Below are 23,822 nucleotides of genomic sequence, written 5' to 3' on the forward strand. Positions count from 1 at the left end.
CTAGGTGAGTTTTCACCTCATAAAAATTCTGGCGCCTATCTTATCATTTAAGACGGCTTTCGCTGAATAGTGCTATGCAGGGCATTGGTGAGAATTTACAGGATAATGCGCTATTTGCTGTCAGTAACCGCCCCCGCCATCCACCCAAGCCAATGCAAAAAGGCGAACCATAAGGTTCGCCTTTGTTATCAAGCCTACATAACCCAGTCAGGGCCTTCCCCTAATCAACCTTTTTACTTAGTTAGGACAGCTACCAACCACATAGTAATTGGTAGCAGTATTGGCCAAAGTACTGCTATAGAAGGTGTTATAAAGCCCCATTAATTGACCCGAACCCTTAGCGTAGGCATAACCGCCACTGCTGGTCGCGCGGCCCGCCGTGACATGGGCATAGTTGCTCGCCGTGACTTGGGTACATTGATAAGTATCGCCATTGGGCGTGGTATCACAGGCATTGCCGATTCCATCACCATCGTTGTCCCCCTGATCCGCATTAGCGACATTAGGGCAGTTATCTATGCTGTCACTAATACCATCGTTGTCGCTATCTGTAGGCTCAGTGGTGCCACCTGTGCTACCAGTACATGCCTGCTGAGGCCCCGCGCAGCTAGTATTGCCATCGGCAACCCACTGACATTGCGAGCTGCCCACCGCGTATTCGCGCATGGTAAATTGCCCAGTGCCGAAGGCAAGATAACAGGCGGAATAGCCTACACCCCAAGTGATATGACCAAGATTAATATGGGTGTTGTAATCCCCCGTCACGCCCGCATCGATAGTAAAGTTAATGCTGTCTTGGCTGGAGAGTTGCGTGCTATCCATCGCAATCACGGTCGCAAGATTCGCACCGCCCGGTAAATTACAGCCTTGAGCGCTATATTGAGTGCCATTAATGCTCGCGCTGACTTGCTGACCAGAACTAAAACCAACGGTCACCGAGGCTAAATTTTGGTTTGCATCAACAACCGAGCCCGTCACCGATGCGCATTGTCCTGAAACACTCACCTGAATATTACTCAGTGCTGGCGCAGCATTCGCAGGCTCAGGCCCAACACGTACGGTTAACTCCACTGGCGCGCTAAGCGCAGACACATCATCACTTGCTTGTACCACCAGCTTGTACAGACCATCACTTAAGCTCTGGCTAGATAGCTGAAAACTGCCGTCGCTACCAAGGCTTGTGGTACTCACATTGCCGATCAGGCTTTGGCCCGCACCGTCGAGCAAATAAATGCCCATAGTTACCTGCGCGACATACCCATCGCTATCATTAGCCATGCCAGAAACAGTCAGCACGCCCGCGTTATCTGCACCTGTGACATTGGCAAGGGTAGGCAAGGCATTACGGTTTACCCTTTGGTTATTGTCGGCAAAAAATTTTCCTAAATAGGTGGCAAAGTTAATGCTGTCGTCGGCCACATAATCCCCCGATGCACCCGCCCCACCAGACCATGAATGGTCTAAGCCATCGAACCACAACATTGCCACCCGTTTGTTGCTCCACAGGGTTTCAGATGCCGTATGTCCAGCGCCCTCAGATAACGCATTGGTTCCGCTTAACTTAGTCACGCCATAAACCGTGGCAAAACCATCGGCATTCTGCTGGTTATAGCAAGTGTTGACCGTAGTGTCGGCCTTACCATGGCCAATCACGGCTAACTGAGTCCCCAAATAACTCTTATAGCTACCCGCGTAGGATTCACAGCGTGATTTAAAAGTAGATGTCGATACGGTTTCACAGGTAGAGATCGCCCCATTCGAACTCGTCCCTATGCTTGGCCCCGCGCTTGAGGCCACCCCTGCAAACACATCGGGTGCCACGCAAGCTGTTTGCATTGCCATCGCCGCGCCCGAGGAGAGTCCTGCAATATACACCTGAGTCGGGTCGATATGACGGTTTACATCACCCGACAGGGCATTGGCCAAGTTAATCAGATTTTTATAATCCCCCGATGTACGATTAATGCTGCCCTGCCAATAGGACCAACAGCTGTAGCCCGCCTTATTCATCGCATCGGGTACGGCAATGACCATGCCGTGAGCCTCTGCAGCCTGTTCAAGGTTGGCAGTGAGATAGTTGTTGATGGGTTGCACGCAGCCATGCAGCACTAACATCAATGCCTTACCGTCGCCCACCTTAGCGTCAGTATCTGGAGTGTAGATATGTACTTTGTTAAAACCACCAATGGCTACATTCTGTTGCCAACTTCCGGCGTACGTCAGAGATGAAAAAAGCCCAATTACAAGGAGTAGAAATTGGGCGACGAGACACGATTTATTCCATTTCATTGTTATCACCTTTAAGGTTATTTTTGTTTGAAAATAGACATCAAACTAAACCTAGGTGAATCGCCTTTAAACGGATATGGGTCTTTAGAAGTAGATGCTAAAGTAATACTAACCTGTTGAGCTAAAAACGATTAGACCGACCTTGGATACTAACCTATTGCGCGGTCCAGGCACCGTCCATGGCCAGCGATGCGCCGGTAATACCCCGCGCCGCACTGCTACATAAAAACAATACAAATTCACCAATCTGACGCGGGTCGAGCATCTCTGGCAGGGGTTGTTTTGCCGTGACGAGTTGATACTTAGCCTCGTCGTAACTTAAGCCCTTATTGCTGGCGATGGCCTCAATCTGCTTGTTGATCAGCGGTGTATCCACCCAGCCAGGGCAAATCGCATTGACGGTAATCCCCTGCTCGGCGCACTCGATGGCCACGACTTTGGTTAGGCCGACAATCCCGTGTTTAGCCGCACAATAGGCCGCCTTATTGACCGAGGCCACTAAACCATGCACAGAGGCGATATTGATAATGCGGCCCCAACGCTTTTCGGCCATCGCAGGCACGGCTTGTTGAATGGTATGAAAGGCCGAGGACAGGTTAATGGCGATAATGTCGTTCCATTTATCAATCGGGAAATGAGCAACATTTTCAGTGTGTTGAATACCGGCGTTATTCACCAAAATATCAATACTGCCCAGAGCCTTAACACCTGCGTCCATAAAGGCATGAATGCTCTCTGGATCCCGCAGATCGGCGTTACTGAAGAAAGTATGAATGTGATATTGCTCGGCAAACTCCGCCGCCAAGCGTTGCCCCTCAGCTTCGGGCATTAAGCCGTGCAGAATAAGATGACAACCTTGCTCCGCCAGCACATGAGCCGTCGCTAAACCAATTCCACTGGTGGAGCCGGTGATCAGCCCCACCTTGCCCTTTAACCCTGAGTGTTCAACCGCCATATTGCTTGTCTCCCGATGCTTTAAAATCCAGTCACAGCCCTTTATCCATGCCTTGAACACAGGGATGGCGGGGCGCATATCCCCAACACCCCAGACTCAATACCATTAGAATATGGCAATTGACCGCGGTTTTATTTGGCACCTTAGTACCATAGGAGCGCTCGAAAAATTGGGTAATAGTAAGCGCCACACTTTCAGCAAGCGTAAGAGAGCACTCCATGTCTGGATTGAATAAGGTGGTTACCAGCTACAGCGATGCGTTAGCGGGACTCGAAGATGGGATGACGGTGATTGCGGGCGGCTTTGGCCTTTGCGGTATTCCTGAAAATCTAATCAAAGAAATCAAACACAAGGGCACCAAAAACCTGACCGTCGTCTCCAATAACTGCGGCACTACGGAATACGGACTTGGGATCTTATTGCTCGATAAACAGATCAAAAAAATGATCGCCTCCTATGTGGGCGAAAATGCCAACTTTGAAGCGCAGATGATGTCTGGCGAACTGGAAGTCGAACTCACGCCGCAGGGTACGCTAGCGGAAAAAATGCGTGCGGCGGGCGCGGGCATTCCAGCTTTTTATACCGCAACCGGCTATGGCACTGACGTAGCAATCGGTAAAGAAGTCAAAGAATTCAATGGTCGCCATTACATTCTTGAAGAATCTATTACAGGCGACTTTGCCATAGTCAAAGCCTGGAAGGCCGACACCTTCGGCAATTTAGTCTTTCGCAAAACTGCCCGTAACTTCAATCCCCTTGCCGCCACCGCGGGCAAGATAACCGTGGTGGAGGTGGAGGAAATTGTCGAACCGGGTCAATTAGATCCCGATGAAATCCATACGCCCGGCATCTATGTCGATAGGCTTATCCAAGGCAGCTTCGAGAAACGTATCGAGCAACTGACTACCCGCCCCTCCAGCAAATAGGATTTGGTTATGGCACTTTCAAGAGAACAACTCGCCCAGCGCGTCGCCCAAGAACTCAAAGATGGCTATTACGTGAATCTTGGCATTGGTATCCCCACACTGGTGGCTAACTATATTCCCGAAGGCATTGAAGTGATGCTGCAATCCGAAAACGGTCTGTTAGGGATGGGGCCTTTTCCGACGATGGAAGAGGTCGATGCCGACTTAATCAATGCTGGCAAGCAAACAGTGACTATGGCAAGGGGCGCCGCCATCTTCGACTCGGCCGAGTCCTTTGCCATGATCCGCGGCGGCCATGTGGATCTCACCGTATTAGGCGCCTTTGAGGTCGATACTCAGGGCAATATCGCCTCCTATATGATCCCGGGCAAATTAATTAAGGGCATGGGCGGCGCCATGGATCTTGTCGCCGGCGCCGACAATATTATTGTGACCATGACCCACGCCTCAAAGCACGGTGAATCCAAATTATTAACCGAGTGCACCCTGCCGCTAACGGGCAAGGGCTGCATCAAAAAAGTACTGACAGACTTGGCCTTTATCGAAATAAAAGAAGGCAAATTTCATCTACTTGAACGCGCGCCCGGTGTGAGTGTCGAGGAGATTATTAAGCTCACCGCTGGCGAATTGGTGGTACCTGAGCATGTCCCCGAAATGATGTTTAACTAACCATCTTCGAATAAGGCATGTTACAGAGGAGGAAGACAGAAGGTTAATGGGAGTGAACACGGATTCCTTAACCATTAAATCTGTCACTGCTTGCATAGAAGCGGTCAAAGTAGAGAGGGAAATTGCTTAGCGATGTCCATCTCTACAATCTTCATCATTACAATTAGATTACCTCGAGAATCTCTAGCCATAACTAACTCAGATTTACGGGCAAAAATTGTTTGTGTGTCTTAACGGCTAAGTCCCAACATGTACTATTAATATTTGATTTAATATCTTGATAAAACATCTTGAGCAATAACTCCTCAGATGTACGAGCAGAGATATCTGCACCGACTTTAATGGCCCCTTGGATCGTCTCTTTATAGTACTGGTTATCATTGTATGACTGGGTTAATGTCCGACCCGTTTCAAAGTAGTAGTGTAGATAAACCAACTCACCCACCATAACGCCATAAGAGTCTGATTCTGTTTGATCATCTATTTCCATTCTCAAAGCCGCAGCTAAGAGAATGCATTCTCCGATCTCTTTTGATGGTTCAGGCTCCTGAGCATTGACTATAAATGAGCCAACAAACGAACAAGCGATAGCTAAGCCGACAACGAGGCTTTTGATTGATGTTTTCATAATGGTTTTCTATTTGTTGATAAACCGAGCGACATAACTCTCACAAGTCATGTTAGTTGCTGCTCTAGTTACATCTTGGAAATAACGGGTTAATTGCTCTTTGGTATAGGCTTTCTCATCAAATAGAGCATTCTCATTAATAAGTCTCTCGGCTGTTACATTGATATAACTAGCTGATTTAAATCCAAACTGCCTGACTCTTGCCTGCTCAGCAAGTACAACTCGTGCTTCAGCATAAAACTCACTCTCATCTCCTACAGACAAGTCACGGATTGACTGAGCTAAAGCCGCACAAGTGTTGAGGAAGTTCGTAGTGTCATCCGATGGCTCAACCTCCGCCCTTACCGATAGTTGGATAAAGCCTAGGAGGAATGCTATTGCGACTATACGTAGCAAAATGATTCTTACCGATATCATTAGTTATCTCCTCATCAGAAAAGCTTTAGCGCTACCCAAGCGAACACAACGGCATATCCGAGAATGAGGAATAAGTTAGCTAATTCAAGTAATGCAAATTTAGTTTTATGTTTCATGGATGGTTACCTCTCTATTGGTTGTTCGTATTGGCCAGGCTATCTCTGGTTATCATTCTGGAGAATGATTGGGGTTAGCCGGCCGAAAATCGCTTAGTGGTGGCTTCCTATTTGGTTTAAATTGATGCATCTTGCAGCCCCTGAACGAGGAATGGTTTGCCACTGAGAATCCTAACTTCTTCATGGAAGTCAGCTTCATATCCGGCTAACAAGTGACTGATTAACGGTGAAAATGCACTACATATCGAAAAAATGGTTTTGTTATCTAGCTTGAATTTAACGTTTAAAGACATGGCCGATAGGATTGGGTCCAGCTAACCACCTAGATACTGTCTTTAGATTGTCCCCCCCTCAATATCAGCCACCGGTGAATTGGGGATAACAATAGATTAGCGTCACGCGAAAACTGGGTGAGTTAAGTCTTTTGGAACTCAAACTTCTCGTCGAACTTCTCTGTTTGCTGGCCATCTTTTAGATTGATGATCCTGCCGTATAATTCACTGACTTGTGGAATCTCATCACCCGTGAGAATAATTCCGCCTAAATCAACGGTGAAGATAACCTGGGAGTGGTCTTCAAGGGTGTCAGCAACCCACTCAATGTCTGTCACAAATTGAAAGTCTTGCACAATTTGAGCGCCTTCTATTGAGGCCCAGATTTTCCCCCACTGACCATCGACAACTAACCGACCAATATCGTTATCTTTACTGTCTAGGCAGGTGATGATGTTACTGCCGTCCCCCCAATCTTCAATCACTCGCGCACATGGCAACTCCACTCCAGTTAGCGCTTTGATGCCATTTGTGTTGTAAATGACTGGAGGCTTTAAACCACGGTCATAGGGAGCTTGATCTAGAATCGCTTTACCATTGTGCTCTTTGATTGATGGACCAAATGCAGCATAGAGTGATAAACCTATGTTGATACGCTTGGCCAACTCTTGAGGTGCACTCAGAGCCGCCTCTCCAACTGTCCATACATCCCCCACATTTTGGGCTACACCAGCAACAACATATGCAACTTTCTGTAATGCTGGCTTAACGGTGCCAGCGTCTGCTTCACTTCCACATCCTCCTAATAAGATGCCAATGGATATCAGCAGGATAGATAAATACTGTGTTTTCATTTAGAACCCCAAATGCGGAATAACATCCCATAGTTAACTCATTTCCATCCCTCGAAATTGCCGAAATGACCATCAACAAACTGACTTCCCCTAAAGGCTTCACCAAACACGTCAATTTGCATAAATATTCAAACAGACTTTTAACAACGGTAAGATGTTAACAACCGCTATCCACTGTCGAATACTGAGGTAAAGTGGTTGCAGTTGCAGCCTCATAGACTAAATAACAAGCATTAGATGCCGTGCTATCTGCAGTTTTTCCCTTTGGAACCAGTTTAAAACTCGTCCCGTTAATAATGCGGATCCCCCAATCTTCAGAGGACACTGAAGTGGTATCATCACTTAACTCCTGCAAGCTCACATCTAATATGTCCTTTAAGTCTTCTGCAACAATTCCAACAGAAGTATTGCTCGTCATGTAACCATAATCGGCGATGACAATAACCCCAGGCTCCAATGTCACGATCTGGGCTTTAGCCTTTTCGAGCCCCGCTATTACTGCTTTTGAATACACTAATGAATTTGCTCCTTGCAATGCTCCCTTCATCCCTTGAAGTGTCGATTCCCTCGCATCGGATTGTAGATTTATAAACTTTGGTGCAGCCGTAACAGCTAAGATCCCAAGAATAATGATCACAACGACCAACTCTATCAGGGTAAATCCAGTTTGTTTTTGCATGATAAATTACCTTCATTGAATAGCTAACCAAACAAACCATACGTACACTTTTTAAACTGCTCAAGCTAAATTGTTTCAAAATTACACAAATCAGTTCAAATTGTGAACAAACGCTGATTTTTGTGAAATTAAACTACAAAAAAGTTTTTTAAGGACTAAAGTTATTTGGTAATTAATCGATAATTACGCATAGATATTCAATCAAACTGACTAACCCTGATATTTTTGAAAACTCATATACCAGTGAGCACAAAAGCAAAGGTTTTCCGCCGTAGGCTAGTACATCAGTTTTCACAAAATATTTTGGAATGACATAGGACCAGAAAATGAAACATTTTAAGAACATAGGCTTCGGTGGTTTATTCTTACTCTCACTCGGAGCTCAAGCAGCTTCAACCACACACTTAAATGATCTTATCGATATGAGAGCAAGCAGTGGTGAGCATCAGCTAGAAGAGCGAGGCTATACCTATAAAAACACGGTAAAAATCTCGAGCAGCTCTATTACTTATTGGTGGAGTGCAGACAGGGAACAGTGTATTGCAGTCACCACAAAGGAGGGACGTTATAGTGCCATTATGAATCAACCGTCAGAGGTATGTGGTCATTCATCATCTAATAACCACAGTCGTGATAATAAGCACGATCACGATAATAGACATGAACAGGATAGGCATGAGCACAATAGACACTCAAATAGCTTGGATAGCATTGTTGGCCTGCGTGCTAGTTCGGGAGAGAGTGAACTCCAAGACCTAGGCTATTTCCACCGCAGCACCAAAACGCTTAATCACAGTAAAGTCAGCTATTGGTGGAATCCAAATAAGCAAAACTGTATTGCTGTCACCACCAAGGATGGAAAATACGCCTCCTATGCGAATCACCAAAACAATAAGTTTTGTGATGACGAGAATACTGATGAAGCAAGACATCACAGTGTTCGCCACCATGCAAACAACAATAGTAACAACTCAAATGATATTCAAAATCTTGTGGGAGGAAGGGCTAGCGGAGGTGAAAGAGTACTGGAAAGCCATGGCTATGAGTTCATCAAGTCTCAAAAAGGTCCAGATCGTATCTGGGGCTTCTGGTGGAATAAGTCACAGCATAAGTGTCTCACGGTAGTCACTTTTGATGGTAAATACGAAACAATCACGGATTCCCCCGCTTTCGATTGTGGTCGTAAATAAGCGACTACAGTCACTAAATAAAGGGTAACAAATGATATTAACTGGCAAGCAAGAGCAAAGTATGAGAGCGATGACTGACTTCCCATTTTATAATGGCAAGCCGATAAGCTTAACCGCTGGTCAGTGGGCGCTGTTAATCTTAGGGGCGATACTAGGCTTTATTAGCTTGGTATCTCCTTACCCTTTTGGAGCATATCCAGGACGAGATTGGGTAAGTACCATTCTCTTTCCTGGTATTCCGCTCTGTATGTTTTACCTTATTGTTGGTGAGCATTGGCGATTAATTTTTGACAAGCTTGACTTAAAAGCGGTTGGGTGGATGTTTTTGGTTGCCCTTCTCAACATAGTGGTCACTTTAGTCATCGGTAAGATGGTAATAGACACTGTGGGCGCAACCGCTAATCCTGTGTTTGAAATGCTCCGTCATCAGGATATAGGGGAAACACTGCAATTCTTTTTACGCACTATTCCGCAACTCTTCGGTGAAGAGATTATCACTGTCTTTCCATTTTTAGCCTTAATGTGGTTGCTCCACACTCATTTTGGCGTCCAACGCAAAACCGCCATTATTATCGCTTGGATAGGTTCAGCAATATTGTTTGGCATGGTGCATCTACCCACGTATCAATGGAATTGGGTTCAATGCCTGATTGTGATCGGTACAGCGAGAATCATACTGTTACTCGCCTACTTGAAAACAAAAAATATCCTTGTCTCTACAGGCGCACACATCATCAACGATTGGACCCTATTCAGTGTGGCACTATTACTAAAGTAGCGACTGAATGACTCACAACTCGTTAATAAAAAGGGATACCTAAGGTATCCCTTTTTTTACGCTATGCCAAAGAGGCATAGATTGCAGATTTTACAGCGCTTAGCCGAGGCGGCGACGCAGTTCGCGGGTCGCATCGACCATGTTCTTCAGTGCGGGTTCTACCTCATCCCAAGTGCGGGTCTTAAGGCCGCAATCGGGGTTAACCCACAGTTGGCGCACAGGCACTTTTTGCGCCGCTTTTTCGATAAGGTGCACCATGGCCTCAACACTTGGGGTATTTGGCGAGTGGATATCGTAAACGCCTGGGCCAATTTCATTTGGATATTCAAAATCTTCAAAGGCGTTGAGCAGTTCCATGCGTGAACGCGAGGTCTCGATGGTGATAACATCCGCATCCATGGCGGCAATGGCCGCAATCGTGTCGTTAAACTCGCTGTAGCACATATGGGTGTGGATTTGGGTTTCATCCACAACCCCCGCCGCACTCAGTTTAAAAGCATTCACCGCCCAATCTAAGTAAGCTTGCCACTCGCTTTGCTTTAATGGCAGACCTTCGCGGAAAGCTGGCTCATCAATTTGGATAATGCCAATGCCTGCATTTTGTAAATCCACCACTTCATCACGAATCGCCAGCGCCAATTGGGTAGCAATGGTATCGCGGCTGATATCTTCACGGGCAAACGACCAATGTAGAATCGTCACAGGGCCAGTTAGCATGCCTTTGACGGGTTTGTCCGTCAGGCTTTGGGCGAATTCGGCCCACTCAACCGTCATAGCCTTAGGGCGGCTCACATCACCATAAATCAACGGCGGCTTAACGCAGCGAGAACCATAACTCTGCACCCAACCATTTTTGGTAAAGCCCACGCCTTCAAGCTGCTCGCCGAAGTATTCCACCATGTCATTACGCTCGGCCTCACCATGAACTAGTACATCGATACCGAGTTTGAGCTGACGGTCTATGGTATCGCGGGTCACTTGCTGCAACTGCTCGGTATATTGAGCATCGCTTAGCTCCCCTTTGCGCCAACGGCTACGTAAGCCACGGATAGCAGGCGTTTGTGGGAATGAGCCAATAGTGGTCGTTGGCAGTAATGGCAAACGATACTTACGCTGCTGCACCGCTTGGCGCTCAGTAAATTCGCTCACACGTTCATAGTCGGCTGGGATCAGCGCAGCGACACGGGCGATCACTTTAGCATCCGCCGCCTGAGCCTTAGCCTCACGGCGTGCCACACAGGTGTTAACTATCTCTTTGGCCGCGACAGACTCAGGCGCCAGCAGCAATTGGCGCACATTAGCCAGCTCCAACAGCTTTTGCTTAGCAAATGCGAGCTGCTGACGTAGCGTCGGCGTGAGCGTCGTCTCCACCTCTAAATCTACAGGGCTGTGAAGCAGTGAACAGGAGGTGCCAATCCATAGGCGCGCTCCTAAGTCTCGGGCAACACTACCGATACGCTCGACAATCAGGTCAACCTCTGCTGCCCACACGTTACGGCCATTAACTACACCCGCCGACAGAATTTGATCTGGTCTTAAGGCATTGGCAAACAAGGCCAATTGTTCAGGGGCTGTTACTAAATCGAGGTGCAGACCCGCCACCGGCAGCGCGGAAACCAGCGCCTGATGATGACTGATGCTGCCATAGTAGCTGGTGAGTAAAATCTTCACTTGAGCCGTTTTAAGCGCTTGATAAGCTTCGCTAATCGCAGCTTGCCAATCGGCGGCTAATTCGAGAGCCAGAACCGGCTCCTCAAGCTGTACCCAAGTCACGCCCTGCGCGGCAAAACGCGCAAGTATGTCGGCATAGGCCTTTAACAGATTGGGCAATAGGCTGAGTTTATCGAAATCCTGACCCACGGTTTTTGCCAGATACAAGTAACTCACAGGGCCTAACAGCACGGGCTTGGCTTGATAACCCAGCGCCTGCGCCTCGGCGACTTCATCAAAAAACTGCTCATAGGCGATAGAGAACACTTGGTCTTGCTTAAGTTCTGGCACTAAGTAGTGATAGTTAGTGTTGAAATACTTAGTCATTTCCGAGGCTGGCGCATCGGTGCCAGTTGGCGCACGGCCACGGGCAACGCGGAATAAGGTATCAAGATCGATAGCGCCCTCGCCACGGTGACGATCTGGAATGGCGTTTAGGGTCGCACTCAGGGTTAACACTTGATCGTAAAAGGCAAAATCACCCACTGGCACTTGCTCGATCCCAGCGGCGACTTGCCATTGCCAATGGGTACGACGTAACTCCTTGGCCACCTCATGCAGCTCGGCTTGAGTGCTCTCACCACGCCAGTATTTTTCGAGGGCAAATTTCAGTTCACGACGACGCCCGATACGGGGAAAACCAAGACTGTTTAATTGCATACCATATCTTCCTTTATTTGAGATAAGCCATATTCGGCACTAGCACCCACCAGATTGTGTTTCTGGGCAACTTTTCGCATTTAAGTCTGGATAAATCACAACGGGCGTCTGGACGTCTAGAAGTTTATTGTGATAGTCTCTATGCCAGCAACCGAATTGATTTCAAGCACAACATGAGCGAAATTCACTTGGAGTGATCATGATCGAACTAAGACATCTGCGAACCTTAATGGCACTGAAGGAAAGTGGCAGCTTGGCGGGCGCAGCCAAAAAACGTTTTGTCACTCAATCGGCTCTCTCCCATCAAATTAAGGAGTTAGAGCAACGAATTAATTCGCCCATTTTTGTGCGTAAAAGCAAACCCCTCTCCTTTACTCAAGAAGGCGCACGGCTACTGCACCTCGCCGAAGAGATCCTGCCTAAGGTGTTAGAAACGGAAACGGATCTGAAAAATGGCCTAGAGACAGAGACCAATCAGCTCAGAGTGGGGATTGAATGCCACAGCTGTTTTCGCTGGTTAATGCCAGTGATGGAGCAATTTAGGCAAGATCATCCGCAGGCCGAGTTAGATCTATCGAGCCGTCATCTATTCGATTCGCTCAATGCCTTAGAGATGGGCGAACTCGATATAGTACTGACCTCAGATCCCGTACCGGGACACTCGCTCGCCTATCAGCATTTGTTTGATTTTGAAGTGAAGTTAGTGGTTGCCAAGGATCATCCCTTAGCGAAAGAAGCCTATGTTACGCCTAAGCAATTGGCCCGCTTACCCATTATCAGCTACCCAGTGCCACTGGCGCGTTTAGATATTTATCGCCACTTTTTAGAACCCGCAGGCGTTGAAGCCGGCGAGCAAAAGACCTGCGATTTGACCATGATGTTACTTCAACGCATCGCCTGTAAGGACGGTATCGCCGCCCTGCCCAACTGGTCAATCAATGAGGGACATGGTTTGAGTTTAGCTTCAGTCAAACTCGGCCAAGAAGGCTTAAAGCGACCACTATTTGGGGCCTATCGCCGCCACAGCGCGAACTCGGCCTTAGTGCAAAACTGGCTGCAACTGGTGGCAAGCGAAGGCTTAGCGCGTCAGCAAAAATCCAATTAGTGCCGTCAAAACAGCATAAAAAAGCCTGCAATTGCAGGCTTTGTTTTTATGAGCAGTGCTTAGAGCGGGTTGAGTAACATACCGCGCATCGAGAGCACACGGCGCAGGATTAACCCTGGAGAATTTTGATTACGGGTCTGGCGCAGATTGTGGGCGATCATAAACTCTTGGCGCAGATCCTGATCGAGATCTAAAGCCTCAAAGGCTTCGATGGTTAAGGTCTGCTGCTGATTATCAATCAATGACTTAATCACGCTTAACGGGAAAGATTGCTCAGAGCTGGCATTTAAGTAAGCAAAGGCGGTTAAGGCAATGATTTGCCCGAATACACTAAACAGCGCCAAGGTTTGTACTTCATCGGGGTCAACATCGACATCCGGCATATCGACTAGGCTGTCGACCGCATCGGTAGCGATATTTTCCGTGAGTTTCCAATAACCTTGTACCAACTTCTTATAGGGTTGGGGCAATTCATCGAGGCGTTCTTTCAAATAGAAGGTGAAGGCATAACGATAAATATTGACCTGGCCTAAACGGATTAGGGCGTCTTTTAAGGAGCGAGATTTAGGATTTACTACACCTGAAGCCTGCGCCGAATTACTGCGCATCAACATGTGGGCAGCTAATGCGGGATCGCTCGAAATAATATCGATCACATTACGAATGTCGCCTTCGGCTAGGATCGCTTTTTTGAGTGGAATTAAGATCCCACGGCGACCGATCACTTGCTCTTCATTCGCTATGATGGCTCTCACTTGAGTAAAAACCTGTTGCTCAAGATCTGTCATAAGACACTTTACACCTGTTAATTAGCTATAAGATGATTCGAATACCGCTCACATCATACCCAAACTACAAAGAATTTCAGCCCTAAGTCGTAGAATAATTGTGACAATGCGTTATATGCAGTGATCTACAGCACAAGCAACGACTTAACTCATCTCAAAATAGGCTGAACCTATAAAGAATACACCGAGAAGATAGATTTTTCTCTGCGCATCCCCAAACAACAGAAATAATAAAGCCAGACTGAGTCTGGCTTTAAAGATTCACTATTGAACCGAGCTTAGAAACGATAGCCTAAGGTAAAGCGAATATCACGGCCTCGGCCTGAGTAATAGCTATCACCCCAAATGCCACCGTAGTAACCCGAGCTAACATACTCTTTATCAAACAGGTTATCGATACGCAGGCTCGCTAACCAAGCATCACGGGTATAGTTAAGGGCTAGATTACCTAAGACATAGCTAGATAATTTATCGCCTTCGTTGCCGTTATCGCCTTCAATAAAACGATCGCCCGTGTAAATCGCCTCGGCAAATACTTGGAAATGCTCGGCAAAATCCATGCTGACATAACCGCGTCCCGTATGTTCAGCCACCCAAGACAATTGCTTGCCATCATTCACCCCGTCGGTAAATTCGGCATCGATATAGTTATATTCCAAGCCTAAGGTGAGGGCTTGAGTGACCTGCCAATCCCAATCGGCACTCGCGCCATAGCGGCGTGAAGCATCGGCATTGACGTTGGCGCCTTGGAAACTGCCACCAACTGGTTTTTCAGCACTCGGATCGAAGACGATTTCATCTTCTAAATCGAGGCGATATAGGCTGACGCGTAGGCTTTGGCTCGCCACAGTCCAATCCCAACCTGCCTCATAGGAACGGCCTGTCTGCGGCTTTAAGCCATACACATCTTTCGGGGTGTAGGCTTGCTCATCGACCTTAGCAAAGCGGAAGTTTTCATCGCCACGCAGATAGAATCTGTGCTCGGCGCTCGGACGGTAATTTAAACCGAACTCGAATGCGGTCGCATCTTCATCTAAATCGATGCCGTTTGGATACACATTGCCATCGACCAGATCGTCGGTCACCCGCGCATAACGGCCACCCACCACATAGCTTAAGGTGTGGCTTAATGGCACAGTGGCTTGCAGGTAAGCACTTTGCATTTCCTGCACGTTGCTGCGCGCCATAGAGTCAAACTCGGCCTTACCGCGGCTGATATCCAAACCAGTGACTAGGTTTAGCTCACCTTGACGGGTGCTGTAATTAGCGAGTGCTTTAGGGCTAAACATCAGCAGCGAGCGAGTATTTTGGCTACCCGCGCCCCAGTTTAATGAGGTCACTAAGGTATCGCTGTAATCCAGATCCGCCGCTAACGCCCAGTTTTGGTTTAGCTGATGCTGATAACCGCTGCGCGCAGCAGTCGTCATCTCATGAACATATTCGCTACTATTGAAAGATTGGCGTGGATCGTCCTTGAACTGATCCACCGTCAACGAGCCAGGATTTTCGCGATCATCATCGTAATAGCTAGTTTCAACGAAGAAAGAATCTGTGGCGGTTTTATATTGAATACGGCCAAGGATAGAACCCGTTTCATTGGCATTGTGCTTGCGATAGTTATCGCCTTGGTTGTAGCTACCGGTCAGGAAATAGTGCCAATCTTTATTGATGGCGCCCGACACATCGCCGCGACCTTCATAGGTATTAAAGCTGCCGCCGGATAATTGCACGCTGCCGCCCGTATTCTCAGGTGACTTAGTCACAATGTTGATCACCCCGCCTACCGCTTGGTCACCATAGAGCACGCCCGCACTGCCCGATAAAATTTCGACACGCTCAATTAAATTGAGTGGAATGGCATTCAGGCTAGGGGCGGCGATATCGATGTTATTTAAGCGACGACCATCGAGCAAAATCAAGGTGTTGTTAACGGCGGTGCTGGCGCTAAAGCCGCGCATCGCGAAGCTAGTACCAATGTTATTGTCGGACAGCTGAATACCACTTTGACCACGTAACACTTCGGTCAAGCTGGTTGCGCCACTCTGCTCAATCGCAGCGGCATCAATCACATTCACATTGGCGGCAATATTTAAGGGGGTCTTGTCTGAACGGCCAATCACGACGATATGCTCATCGACTTTGGCAACGCTGGCATCATCGGCCGCCACGGCGGGGGCGATAACAGAAAAACTGCAAAGGCTGCCGATCAGCAGCGCGATTTTTGTTGGATGTGTTCCCATTTTACCTTTAACTCCTGCAAGGAAAACGGGGCATTGGCGCCACGATACCGTTGATTCAGTAACAAATACTGACAGTCACTATCGCATTTTGAGATCTGCCCACCGAAATCTCAAAAACACCTTTAGGGCCGGTCTCCGGACTTAGGCTATGTTAATCCAAGCAATAGAAGGACTAACTCGAAACTGACCTTTCACATTGCTTATCGGGTTCTTCTTGAACGCCTAGCGAATGCGGTCGTCTCTCACCTTTTACCGTTGCGGGGGCAGTGCCAGAATTTCACTGGCTTCCCGATTATCTCGCGACGAATGCATCGCAAGCACCACAGAAGGTTGACTAAAAATAGGTTCAGAGGGCGAAAAACCAGTTAACGCCCAATAAGGCTCGTGGCATATCAAGCCTGAGCGCGCGCATTATAGACGTCTATACGGATGAAAGTCCATGTTCATCCGTCTGTCGACTGATAACTACTTTAATGAATAGGGCGCTAAGCCTGAAATAAAGTCGGCACTATTAGCCGCCTGCAAGGGAGGTTTATCGGCAGAAAACACATCGCCACGCATCGATTTATGCAGTAAATACAAGTCCTTGTTACCACTTACCACGGTATAGTAACCAATTTCGCCCTGGGGATTTGAGGTAAAGGCACTGGGATTAAACTGAGTCGCGCCATGGACATGCGGCATTGTGGTACATCCGAGAATAGCCTGAAAGCCTTCGTGACCATCCACTTGGGTATCACCCAATTTCTGATAGACCACTTCACCGTCACAGGCGGCTTGATATGACTCGGCCATCGCATCTAAAAACTGCTCCGGGCTGGCAGTTTCGGCCATGCCCTTAAAGCCTTGCACACAAAACAGCGCACTCCATTGATTAAGCGCTTCCTGCTCCGGCACAAATTCCGCCATAAACATGTCCGCACGTTCTTCATGGTAGGCTTTGCGCCACCCCGCTGGCAGGTTAAATCCTAATTGCTGACTAAAGACAGGCAACACATGGGTGTGCGACGCGCCACTTTCACTGCGAGGCATATCCAATTTTGCCTCGACGGATTCAGAGCCGATTAGGCTGCACAGCATTAATACGCTCGCGCCCTGCCATAACCTCATCTGCATATGGGGTATACATTTCATTATTATCATCCTTGTATCGCATTGGTATGGTTAATACGACATATGAAACTGCATAGAAAACATCCTGTATTCTAGCGAAGATGTAAATAAGATAACAGTTAAAATGCTAAATGAAATAACACTTATACAGTCATAACAACTGTAAAACTTCAGATAACAGCCAAAGATAAGGTCTATGATGGCTTAAAAAGCTGATGAACCCCGTTTCACCAGCCTTTCGCATTACTCAAAGACTAAAAGCTAGATTAGTCAAATGACCAATTGATTTTACGTTGCGGCCTTGCCTGACTCAAAATCGCCTGCCGTTGCTCTGGGGTCTCACATTGGGCAGCGGGGGTAAATTCCAGTGGCTTAATCACCAAGGAATCGGCAGGTTGTACCGGCGGTTTATCAAACATTCCGAGATTCATCGACCAAGAGACCCATTCTCCTTTTTCACTGATCCCCACAAAACCATCATTTGCCGGCGCTAACCAAGTGAGGCGTGGAATGCGTTCAATCAGTTGCTCGACATTTTTAAGGTTTGCCCGATAACCGACAGGCACCACTTTGCCATCGGGGCGCGTAAAGGCAAAGGAGGACTTGCCTAGGGTAATTTTGCTGCCTTGCTGCCAATACTTGTCGAGGATCGCTTGAGCATGATGAAAGCCAAACAGATAGGCGTAATCCGTATCGTCAGCGAGAATTTGCGGCGCAGCGTTGTCACGCAGTAGCAAGAATCCCGGGCCGACACTGATAATCTCTTTCACGCCTGTGATATCGGTTTTCTTGATCCAATCGACGCCACAGTTAATGCCATCGCCCCAGAAATGGGCATCCCCCGTCGGACTTAACACCGCAAACGCGCAACTGTTTGCCGTGAGACTCGCCACATCCTTAAGAGCGCTGCGGATCGGATAAGCATCACTGCGCCAACCCCAACTCACCACTGAGCCATCTTTTTTCAAAGCGGCATAGGTATTTTGAAAATATTCGATATGTTTAATATCCGTCAGCTGCGACTGCAACTTCTTCATATTGGTCGAACTTTCAACCTCACCCCACACTACGGCGCTGGCGTCTTTTTTCAGGGCAATAAAACTGCGCCCTTTAGCAAAGATATCGACCACATCGACTAACTCATCCTGCACCTGCAAACTATTGCCGCCGTAAGGCCCGTAGCCCCAAGTATGCACCTTACCATTGGCGTCGAGCGCGGCTAGGGCCTCTCGGTTGGCGAATAACTTAGTGATATTGGTCATGCGCGCTTGCAATGCCTTGTCCAGATTTAATTTTCCCGCATTGCCCCAATAGACCACAGAGCCATCTTTACGCAGCGCGGCAAACCCATCTTTAACGGGGACAATTTGCGTCACTTGCTTAAGTTGTTCTGTCACCTCACGGCTATCGCCACCAGCAAAACTGTCACCCCAAGTGATCACTTCACCCGACTGAGTTAATGCGGCAAAGGCTGTACTGTTGGTCACCACAGTCTCAACTGCGGGTAAATCGCAGGGAATATGGCGATAATTCGGATTAGCCTTTTCCTGAAACTGGATAAGCTTACCGTTATCAAATTGCAGCAAGGATTCCTTTTCATTTTCGACTACGGCTACGGGTTTAGGTTGGCTACAGGCGGTTAATTGCAACGCCACTAAGGCGGCCACCAATGCCAAGGGGCGTGATATAGGATAAGACTGCATTACTTATTTCCCAGTATTTACTGAAACTTTGGTTGCTGAAATTTGGGTTACTGACAACGCGGGTTACTGATTGGGTTGTGCTAATTTGGCGAATATCGACTCGAGTATCGGCTTGAGTTGGTATTCAAAGCCCTGATGTGCATCTATACGGGTTAAGAGAACTTGAATTTGTTTATCGAGCGCCTGCGCACTGTTTTGGCTTAGGGTATCGAACGCCTGCGCCTGCGTTAAGGCAGCTAAGATCAGCCGTTGAACTGGGCCGATAGCGTGCCCCGCTTGGCGGTTTAGTGCTGTATTGTCGAGCACTAATGTCACTAGGCTGAGTAAATAATCGAGGTGCACCGCAAAATCGACGGGGCATTGTTTTTCATCCGCCAAGCCGAATTTCAACTCCTTGGCATCACACAACGCCTCGAATGCCGCTAACTTTTCTGCGGTTAATTCCAATGCAAAGGACAACTGCTTAGTGCGCGTCATCAACACAAAGCTGACTAAGGTTTTAGCCGACAGCGCCTGCTTACTACGGGCTAACATCGCCAACGCTAAGTCGTGAAATCCTAATGAACTCAAACGGTAAAAGCTTATCATCACGATAGATTCATCTATTGATTCCAGCTTTTTTTTGCTCGGTGAAGATTGCATTTGTTCAAATAAGTCGACAAAACGCGGATAGTGCTCGGGGGAATGGCCTAAATGTTCAGCCGCCAGCCAGACCAAAATATTCGCGGCGGGATGCTGCCGATAGGTTTCAAGCAAACGGATAATCCCAGTGTAATCCTGTTGCTGTCCTAAACGCTTGAGTATTGGCACATAACGGAACTCGGCCCAGCGGATCCTTAATAGCGTCAAACAGAAATAACCGACAAGCAAACAGCCTAATATGCCTGCGATGCCAAAGCCGAAGTCCAGTTTGGCGCGATCGCGGGTTAACTCAAGATCGGCGCTCGCCCGTGTTGGCGCCTCGGGAAGATAATGCACAAAACTTTGCCCGTAGTTGGGCACTAATGCGCCAGGGGTGTCGCCCTGCGGCGGCCGTAATTGATAGGTCGCTTGGCAATTCACGCCATCGAGTTCCCATTGGCGAACGAGGTTGCCCTCTGCGGTGCGATACTCAACCAAGCAAATCAATCTTTGGTTATATACGCCCGTCGAACTGCGCTCACTGCGATAGGCAGTCTCAACCACTCGACCTATGGCCACATCGCCACGCTCTAGCAACTGATTGACCAGAAACCACTTTTGCGCCCCTTCCCAGAGAAAGAGCGCAGCAACACCTGCCAAAAAGAGAGGGACACTGGTCAAGAGTATTTCTAACCAACCCCAAAAACGCGCGGGTGCACTCGTGGTTAATTGACTGCGATTCATCAACACGCCAGAACGTCCTTATCATTCCATGATCGGTAAGGCATTAGAGAACTTGATTCTGCCTAAAGCGGGGCGCTATTGTAGCAGCTTATTGATAGAAATCAGAAAAAGCTCACAGTTTGCCTTAAAGACTCGGCCACATCCTAGCCTGCAAACGTGGGCGTGCTATTCTTAGCCTCCATTCCCGCTGTTTAAAGGAGTAACAGTATGAGTCGCCCAATTATTTTGGATTGCGATCCCGGCCATGACGATGCCATCGCACTCATTTTAGCCCTCGCCCATCCCGAGCTAAATCCACTGGCCGTGACCACCAGCGCCGGCAACCAAACCCCAGATAAAACCCTCAATAATGCCCTGCGGATCTTAACCCTGCTCAATCGCAGCGATATTCCAGTCGCGGGCGGCGCGGTTAAACCCTTAAGCCGTGAGTTGATGATTGCCGATAACGTCCACGGTGAAACGGGACTCGATGGTCCAGCTCTGCCTGCACCGAGTTTTCAACCTCAAGCCGTAAATGCCGTCGAGTTGATGGCCGAGAAAATCCGCCAAAGCGATAAGCCAGTAACCTTGGTGCCAACGGGGCCGCTGACCAATATCGCGCTGCTACTCGCCAGCCATGGCGAATTGCACGCCAAGATTGAGCGCATTGTATTGATGGGCGGCGCTGCGGGTGTGGGTAACTGGACGCCCGCCGCCGAGTTTAATATTTTTGTCGACCCCGAGGCGGCCGATATCGTCTTTAAATCTGGCATTCCTATTACCATGTGCGGCCTCGATGTTACCCATCAGGCACAAATTATGGATGAAGATATCGAGCGCATTCGCGCCATTCCTAATCCCGTGGCTAAATGTGTCGCCGAGTTGCTAGATTTCTTTATGATTTACCATAGAGATCCCAAGTGGGGATTTGTCGGCGCGCCGCTGCACGACCCTTGCACTATCGCTTGGTTACTCAACCCAGCATTGTTTGATGCCCAAGACTGCTGGGTAGGCATTGAAACTCAAAGCGAGTTAACACTGGGAATGACAGTGGTCGATCGCTATCAGCTTACGGGTAAACCCACGAATGCCACTGTGCTATTCGGTATTGATAGACAGGGCTTTGTTGACTTGTTAGTTGACAGTTTAGCGGTCTACACACCAACCTATCTCAATCGCAGATGAACTTAAGGTAACGCTTCCATGAGTCACATACTCGTTATAGGCAGTGCCAACGCCGACCATGTTATGAATTTTGAGTATTTGCCCGCACCGGGGCAGACCTTAATGAGTCGAAGCTACCGACTAGAGCATGGTGGTAAAGGGGCGAATCAAGCGGTGGCCTGTGCCCGCTTATGTCAGGCCGATTCTCGAGTGGATTTTATTTGCCATTTGGGCCAAGACAGCGTGGGTAACGAGATGCGCGAAAACTGGCTCAAGGATGGAATAGAAGCCGATGGCATTACCCAAGTCGCCAATCTGAGTACAGGTACGGCGATGATTTTTGTCGCCGATAATGGCGAAAACTCCATCGGCATCGCCGCTGGCGCCAATGCTAATCTCACGCCACCAGAGCTTGAGAAACATTACGCTCTGTTTGTAAATGCCCAGTACATGCTGATCCAACTCGAAACGCCAATGGAGACAGTAAACCACGCATTGCAAACCGCCAAACGCCTTGGCATTACCACAGTGCTCAACCCCGCCCCTGCTGTCAGCCAAGAACTGGATTATCTCAAGTGGGTGGACATTATCACCCCGAATGAAACCGAGGCCGAAGCGTTAACGGGCATTGAGGTCAATAACGAAGATGATGCCAAACTGGCCGCCCAACTGCTGCATCAACAGGGCGTGACGACTGTGGTGATTACCTTAGGCAGTAAAGGCGCATTTATCAGTAGCGCAGGCTTTACCGGATTAATTCCTGCACTTGAAGTACAAGCCATAGACACAGTTGCCGCTGGCGATACCTTCAATGGCGCCTTAGTGGTGGGCTTAAGTGAGGGCATGTCGATTGCCGCCGCCGTCGGCTTTGCCAACGCCGCATCCGCTATCACTGTGACCCGCGCCGGCGCTCAGCGCGCCATTCCCTACCGCCACGAACTGCCGCGTTAATAACCATGAGTGCGGCAAATTGTCGCACTCGCCTTATTTCACCCTAAAGTTGTATATACATAATTTACATATCGAATTCATTCCCATTTAATGAATTCAGCCTATGCTGGCAAGCGCATACTCGAGTCACATCGGCTCGAGCCACCTTGTTCAGAATAAGGAAGTACCAGATGAAAGCGAAAAGCACCACTTTCCGTAATATGACTAGCGCTAGCTTACTCGGCCTAGGATTATTCGTTGCTAGCCAAGCGAGTGCTAACGAATGTGAACTCAAGATTGCAGCAACTGACGCTATGCAATTTGACACTAAAGAGCTGTCTGTTCCCGCCACTTGTAAAGAAGTGACCCTGACGTTAACCCACACTGGCACACTGCCAAAAGCGGCGATGGGCCACAACTGGGTGTTAACAAAAGCCGCTGATATGTCTGCCGTTGCGACCGATGGTATGAGCGCTGGCGCCGATGCTGCTTACGTTAAAGCTGGTGATACCCGCGTTATCGCTCACACTGCATTAGTGGGTGGCGGCGAATCAACTTCTGTAAAATTTAGCACTGCGGGCATGAGCGCGACTGAAGCTTACCAGTTCTTCTGCAGCTTCCCAGGCCACTGGGCGATTATGCAAGGTAGCTTTAAGATCCAAGGCTAATTCCATTGCCTAATGCTCGCTTAAGGGAATACCTCAAGTGAGCCAACAAAAAAGCGGACCTCGGGTCCGCTTTTTTGTTGAATGCTTATTGGCTCACAAGCCAGTTTGCCTTCGAGGATTTTGTTTCGGGATGTCTTCCGAGATTTACTCTTCGTCGAACTCGTCTTCATCATCAAAATCATCGGCATCGGTTGCCGCTTCAGCCGCTAAAGCCGCCGCTAATTTGGCCTTAGCTTGTTTCTCTGAGCGACGCTTGTTGCGCTCAGCCAGTGTGCCTAAAAACACTTGCAGCTCGGCTTGACCCCAAGCTTGTGCCTCGGCCTCGGTCGCAAAACCGTCATGGCTTTTCGACACTACCGTCTTAGTCGACGTCATACGACGGGTGATTTCCGTCTTCCAACCATTTTCAGCCTGAGTGACGCGAAAATCGTATTTTTTACCCTTGCTCATTCTGCTCTATTTCCTAAATGATGCTTGCCACGTTTGTCTTATCAAGCGATACAAACGCCATCATAAAACAAAAGGAGCGCAGTTTACTTGATTTCGGCACAGAAAGATCGCTTGCGAGAAAATTTTCATGTTTAGCACTTTCAAAGAGCCGTAAGAATCGCAAAAGTAACGCGG

At 48.2% G+C, this 23,822-nt stretch carries 21 protein-coding genes and 1 riboswitch; of the genes, 8 read left to right on the forward strand and 13 right to left on the reverse strand.

Annotation, left to right across the window (positions count from 1 at the left end; all coding sequences use genetic code 11):
- Nucleotides 1-237 precede the first annotated feature (237 nt).
- Both SHEWMR4_RS17205 and SHEWMR4_RS17210 read right to left on the reverse strand, forming a co-directional pair.
- A complete protein-coding gene (locus tag SHEWMR4_RS17205; protein WP_011624024.1) occupies nucleotides 238-2,289 on the reverse strand; it encodes a PHB depolymerase family esterase in 2,052 nt (683 codons plus the stop codon).
- Between the two features lie 154 nt (nucleotides 2,290-2,443).
- The gene (locus SHEWMR4_RS17210; RefSeq protein WP_011624025.1) at nucleotides 2,444-3,322 is read right to left on the reverse strand and encodes a 3-hydroxybutyrate dehydrogenase; all 879 of its coding nucleotides are present in this window, start codon (nucleotides 3,320-3,322) and stop codon (nucleotides 2,444-2,446) included.
- A 140-nt stretch (nucleotides 3,323-3,462) separates the two neighbouring features.
- On the opposite strand from SHEWMR4_RS17210, the gene SHEWMR4_RS17215 reads away from it, so the two are divergent.
- Both SHEWMR4_RS17215 and SHEWMR4_RS17220 read left to right on the forward strand, forming a co-directional pair.
- On the forward strand, nucleotides 3,463-4,170 hold the full coding sequence (locus SHEWMR4_RS17215) for a CoA transferase subunit A (RefSeq protein ID WP_011624026.1): 708 nt from the start codon (nucleotides 3,463-3,465) through the stop codon (nucleotides 4,168-4,170).
- A 9-nt stretch (nucleotides 4,171-4,179) separates the two neighbouring features.
- Entirely contained in the window at nucleotides 4,180-4,839 is a 660-nt protein-coding gene (locus tag SHEWMR4_RS17220; protein WP_011624027.1) for a 3-oxoacid CoA-transferase subunit B, read from the forward strand.
- Between the two features lie 193 nt (nucleotides 4,840-5,032).
- Here the strand turns inward: SHEWMR4_RS17220 and SHEWMR4_RS17225 are convergent, their stop codons facing one another.
- The 4 genes from SHEWMR4_RS17225 to SHEWMR4_RS17240 form a co-directional block, all read right to left on the reverse strand.
- A complete protein-coding gene (locus SHEWMR4_RS17225; RefSeq protein ID WP_011624028.1) occupies nucleotides 5,033-5,467 on the reverse strand; it encodes a hypothetical protein in 435 nt (144 codons plus the stop codon).
- A 9-nt stretch (nucleotides 5,468-5,476) separates the two neighbouring features.
- Nucleotides 5,477-5,884 (reverse strand): hypothetical protein, encoded by a 408-nt coding sequence (locus SHEWMR4_RS17230; protein WP_011624029.1) that lies wholly within the window; start codon nucleotides 5,882-5,884, stop codon nucleotides 5,477-5,479.
- Between the two features lie 531 nt (nucleotides 5,885-6,415).
- Nucleotides 6,416-7,126 (reverse strand): hypothetical protein, encoded by a 711-nt coding sequence (locus SHEWMR4_RS17235; protein ID WP_011624030.1) that lies wholly within the window; start codon nucleotides 7,124-7,126, stop codon nucleotides 6,416-6,418.
- 157 nt (nucleotides 7,127-7,283) lie between these two features.
- Nucleotides 7,284-7,805 (reverse strand): type II secretion system protein, encoded by a 522-nt coding sequence (locus SHEWMR4_RS17240; protein WP_011624031.1) that lies wholly within the window; start codon nucleotides 7,803-7,805, stop codon nucleotides 7,284-7,286.
- 326 nt (nucleotides 7,806-8,131) lie between these two features.
- Between SHEWMR4_RS17240 and SHEWMR4_RS17245 the strand changes: the two genes are divergently transcribed.
- Together SHEWMR4_RS17245 and SHEWMR4_RS17250 are read left to right on the forward strand one after the other, a co-directional pair.
- Entirely contained in the window at nucleotides 8,132-8,995 is an 864-nt protein-coding gene (locus SHEWMR4_RS17245; protein WP_011624032.1) for a hypothetical protein, read from the forward strand.
- Nucleotides 8,996-9,026: 31 nt separating this feature from the next.
- Nucleotides 9,027-9,773 carry a CPBP family intramembrane glutamic endopeptidase gene (locus tag SHEWMR4_RS17250; protein WP_011624033.1) on the forward strand — a complete coding sequence of 249 codons (747 nt, stop codon included), beginning with the start codon at nucleotides 9,027-9,029 and terminating at the stop codon, nucleotides 9,771-9,773.
- A gap of 99 nt (nucleotides 9,774-9,872) precedes the next feature.
- Here the strand turns inward: SHEWMR4_RS17250 and metE are convergent, their stop codons facing one another.
- A complete protein-coding gene (gene metE / locus SHEWMR4_RS17255; RefSeq protein WP_011624034.1) occupies nucleotides 9,873-12,143 on the reverse strand; it encodes a 5-methyltetrahydropteroyltriglutamate--homocysteine S-methyltransferase in 2,271 nt (756 codons plus the stop codon).
- 199 nt (nucleotides 12,144-12,342) lie between these two features.
- On the opposite strand from metE, the gene SHEWMR4_RS17260 reads away from it, so the two are divergent.
- Complete coding sequence (locus SHEWMR4_RS17260; protein WP_011624035.1) at nucleotides 12,343-13,248, forward strand: LysR family transcriptional regulator; 906 nt, start codon at nucleotides 12,343-12,345, stop codon at nucleotides 13,246-13,248.
- Between the two features lie 59 nt (nucleotides 13,249-13,307).
- On the opposite strand, the gene SHEWMR4_RS17265 is transcribed toward SHEWMR4_RS17260, so the two are convergent.
- The 5 genes from SHEWMR4_RS17265 to SHEWMR4_RS17285 all read right to left on the reverse strand — a co-directional run bounded on the left by SHEWMR4_RS17265 (nucleotide 13,308) and on the right by SHEWMR4_RS17285 (nucleotide 20,457).
- A complete protein-coding gene (locus tag SHEWMR4_RS17265) occupies nucleotides 13,308-14,036 on the reverse strand; it encodes an HDOD domain-containing protein (RefSeq protein ID WP_011624036.1) in 729 nt (242 codons plus the stop codon).
- A 278-nt stretch (nucleotides 14,037-14,314) separates the two neighbouring features.
- Nucleotides 14,315-16,276: a TonB-dependent receptor gene (locus tag SHEWMR4_RS17270; protein ID WP_011624037.1), complete on the reverse strand. Its 1,962-nt coding sequence runs from the start codon at nucleotides 16,274-16,276 to the stop codon at nucleotides 14,315-14,317.
- A gap of 108 nt (nucleotides 16,277-16,384) precedes the next feature.
- Nucleotides 16,385-16,616, reverse strand: a riboswitch (cobalamin riboswitch).
- Between the two features lie 125 nt (nucleotides 16,617-16,741).
- Nucleotides 16,742-17,410 (reverse strand): hypothetical protein, encoded by a 669-nt coding sequence (locus tag SHEWMR4_RS17275; RefSeq protein ID WP_011624038.1) that lies wholly within the window; start codon nucleotides 17,408-17,410, stop codon nucleotides 16,742-16,744.
- 245 nt (nucleotides 17,411-17,655) lie between these two features.
- Entirely contained in the window at nucleotides 17,656-19,092 is a 1,437-nt protein-coding gene (locus tag SHEWMR4_RS17280; RefSeq protein ID WP_011624039.1) for a hypothetical protein, read from the reverse strand.
- A gap of 63 nt (nucleotides 19,093-19,155) precedes the next feature.
- Nucleotides 19,156-20,457, reverse strand: coding sequence for a hypothetical protein (locus tag SHEWMR4_RS17285; RefSeq protein WP_227499209.1), 1,302 nt, complete (start codon nucleotides 20,455-20,457; stop codon nucleotides 19,156-19,158).
- A 207-nt stretch (nucleotides 20,458-20,664) separates the two neighbouring features.
- On the opposite strand from SHEWMR4_RS17285, the gene rihA reads away from it, so the two are divergent.
- The 3 genes from rihA (at nucleotide 20,665) to azu (ending at nucleotide 23,198) form a co-directional block, all read left to right on the forward strand.
- Nucleotides 20,665-21,621, forward strand: a complete 957-nt coding sequence (rihA, locus tag SHEWMR4_RS17290) for a pyrimidine-specific ribonucleoside hydrolase RihA (RefSeq protein ID WP_011624041.1) — start codon at nucleotides 20,665-20,667, stop codon at nucleotides 21,619-21,621.
- An 18-nt stretch (nucleotides 21,622-21,639) separates the two neighbouring features.
- A complete protein-coding gene (rbsK, locus tag SHEWMR4_RS17295; RefSeq protein ID WP_011624042.1) occupies nucleotides 21,640-22,551 on the forward strand; it encodes a ribokinase in 912 nt (303 codons plus the stop codon).
- Between the two features lie 170 nt (nucleotides 22,552-22,721).
- Nucleotides 22,722-23,198, forward strand: coding sequence for an azurin (azu, locus tag SHEWMR4_RS17300; RefSeq protein ID WP_011624043.1), 477 nt, complete (start codon nucleotides 22,722-22,724; stop codon nucleotides 23,196-23,198).
- A 144-nt stretch (nucleotides 23,199-23,342) separates the two neighbouring features.
- On the opposite strand, the gene SHEWMR4_RS17305 is transcribed toward azu, so the two are convergent.
- Nucleotides 23,343-23,648, reverse strand: coding sequence for a DUF3622 domain-containing protein (locus SHEWMR4_RS17305; RefSeq protein WP_011624044.1), 306 nt, complete (start codon nucleotides 23,646-23,648; stop codon nucleotides 23,343-23,345).
- Nucleotides 23,649-23,822: the final 174 nt, after the last annotated feature.

This window comes from Shewanella sp. MR-4 (genome assembly GCF_000014685.1).
In the GTDB taxonomy this organism is placed as follows: domain Bacteria; phylum Pseudomonadota; class Gammaproteobacteria; order Enterobacterales; family Shewanellaceae; genus Shewanella.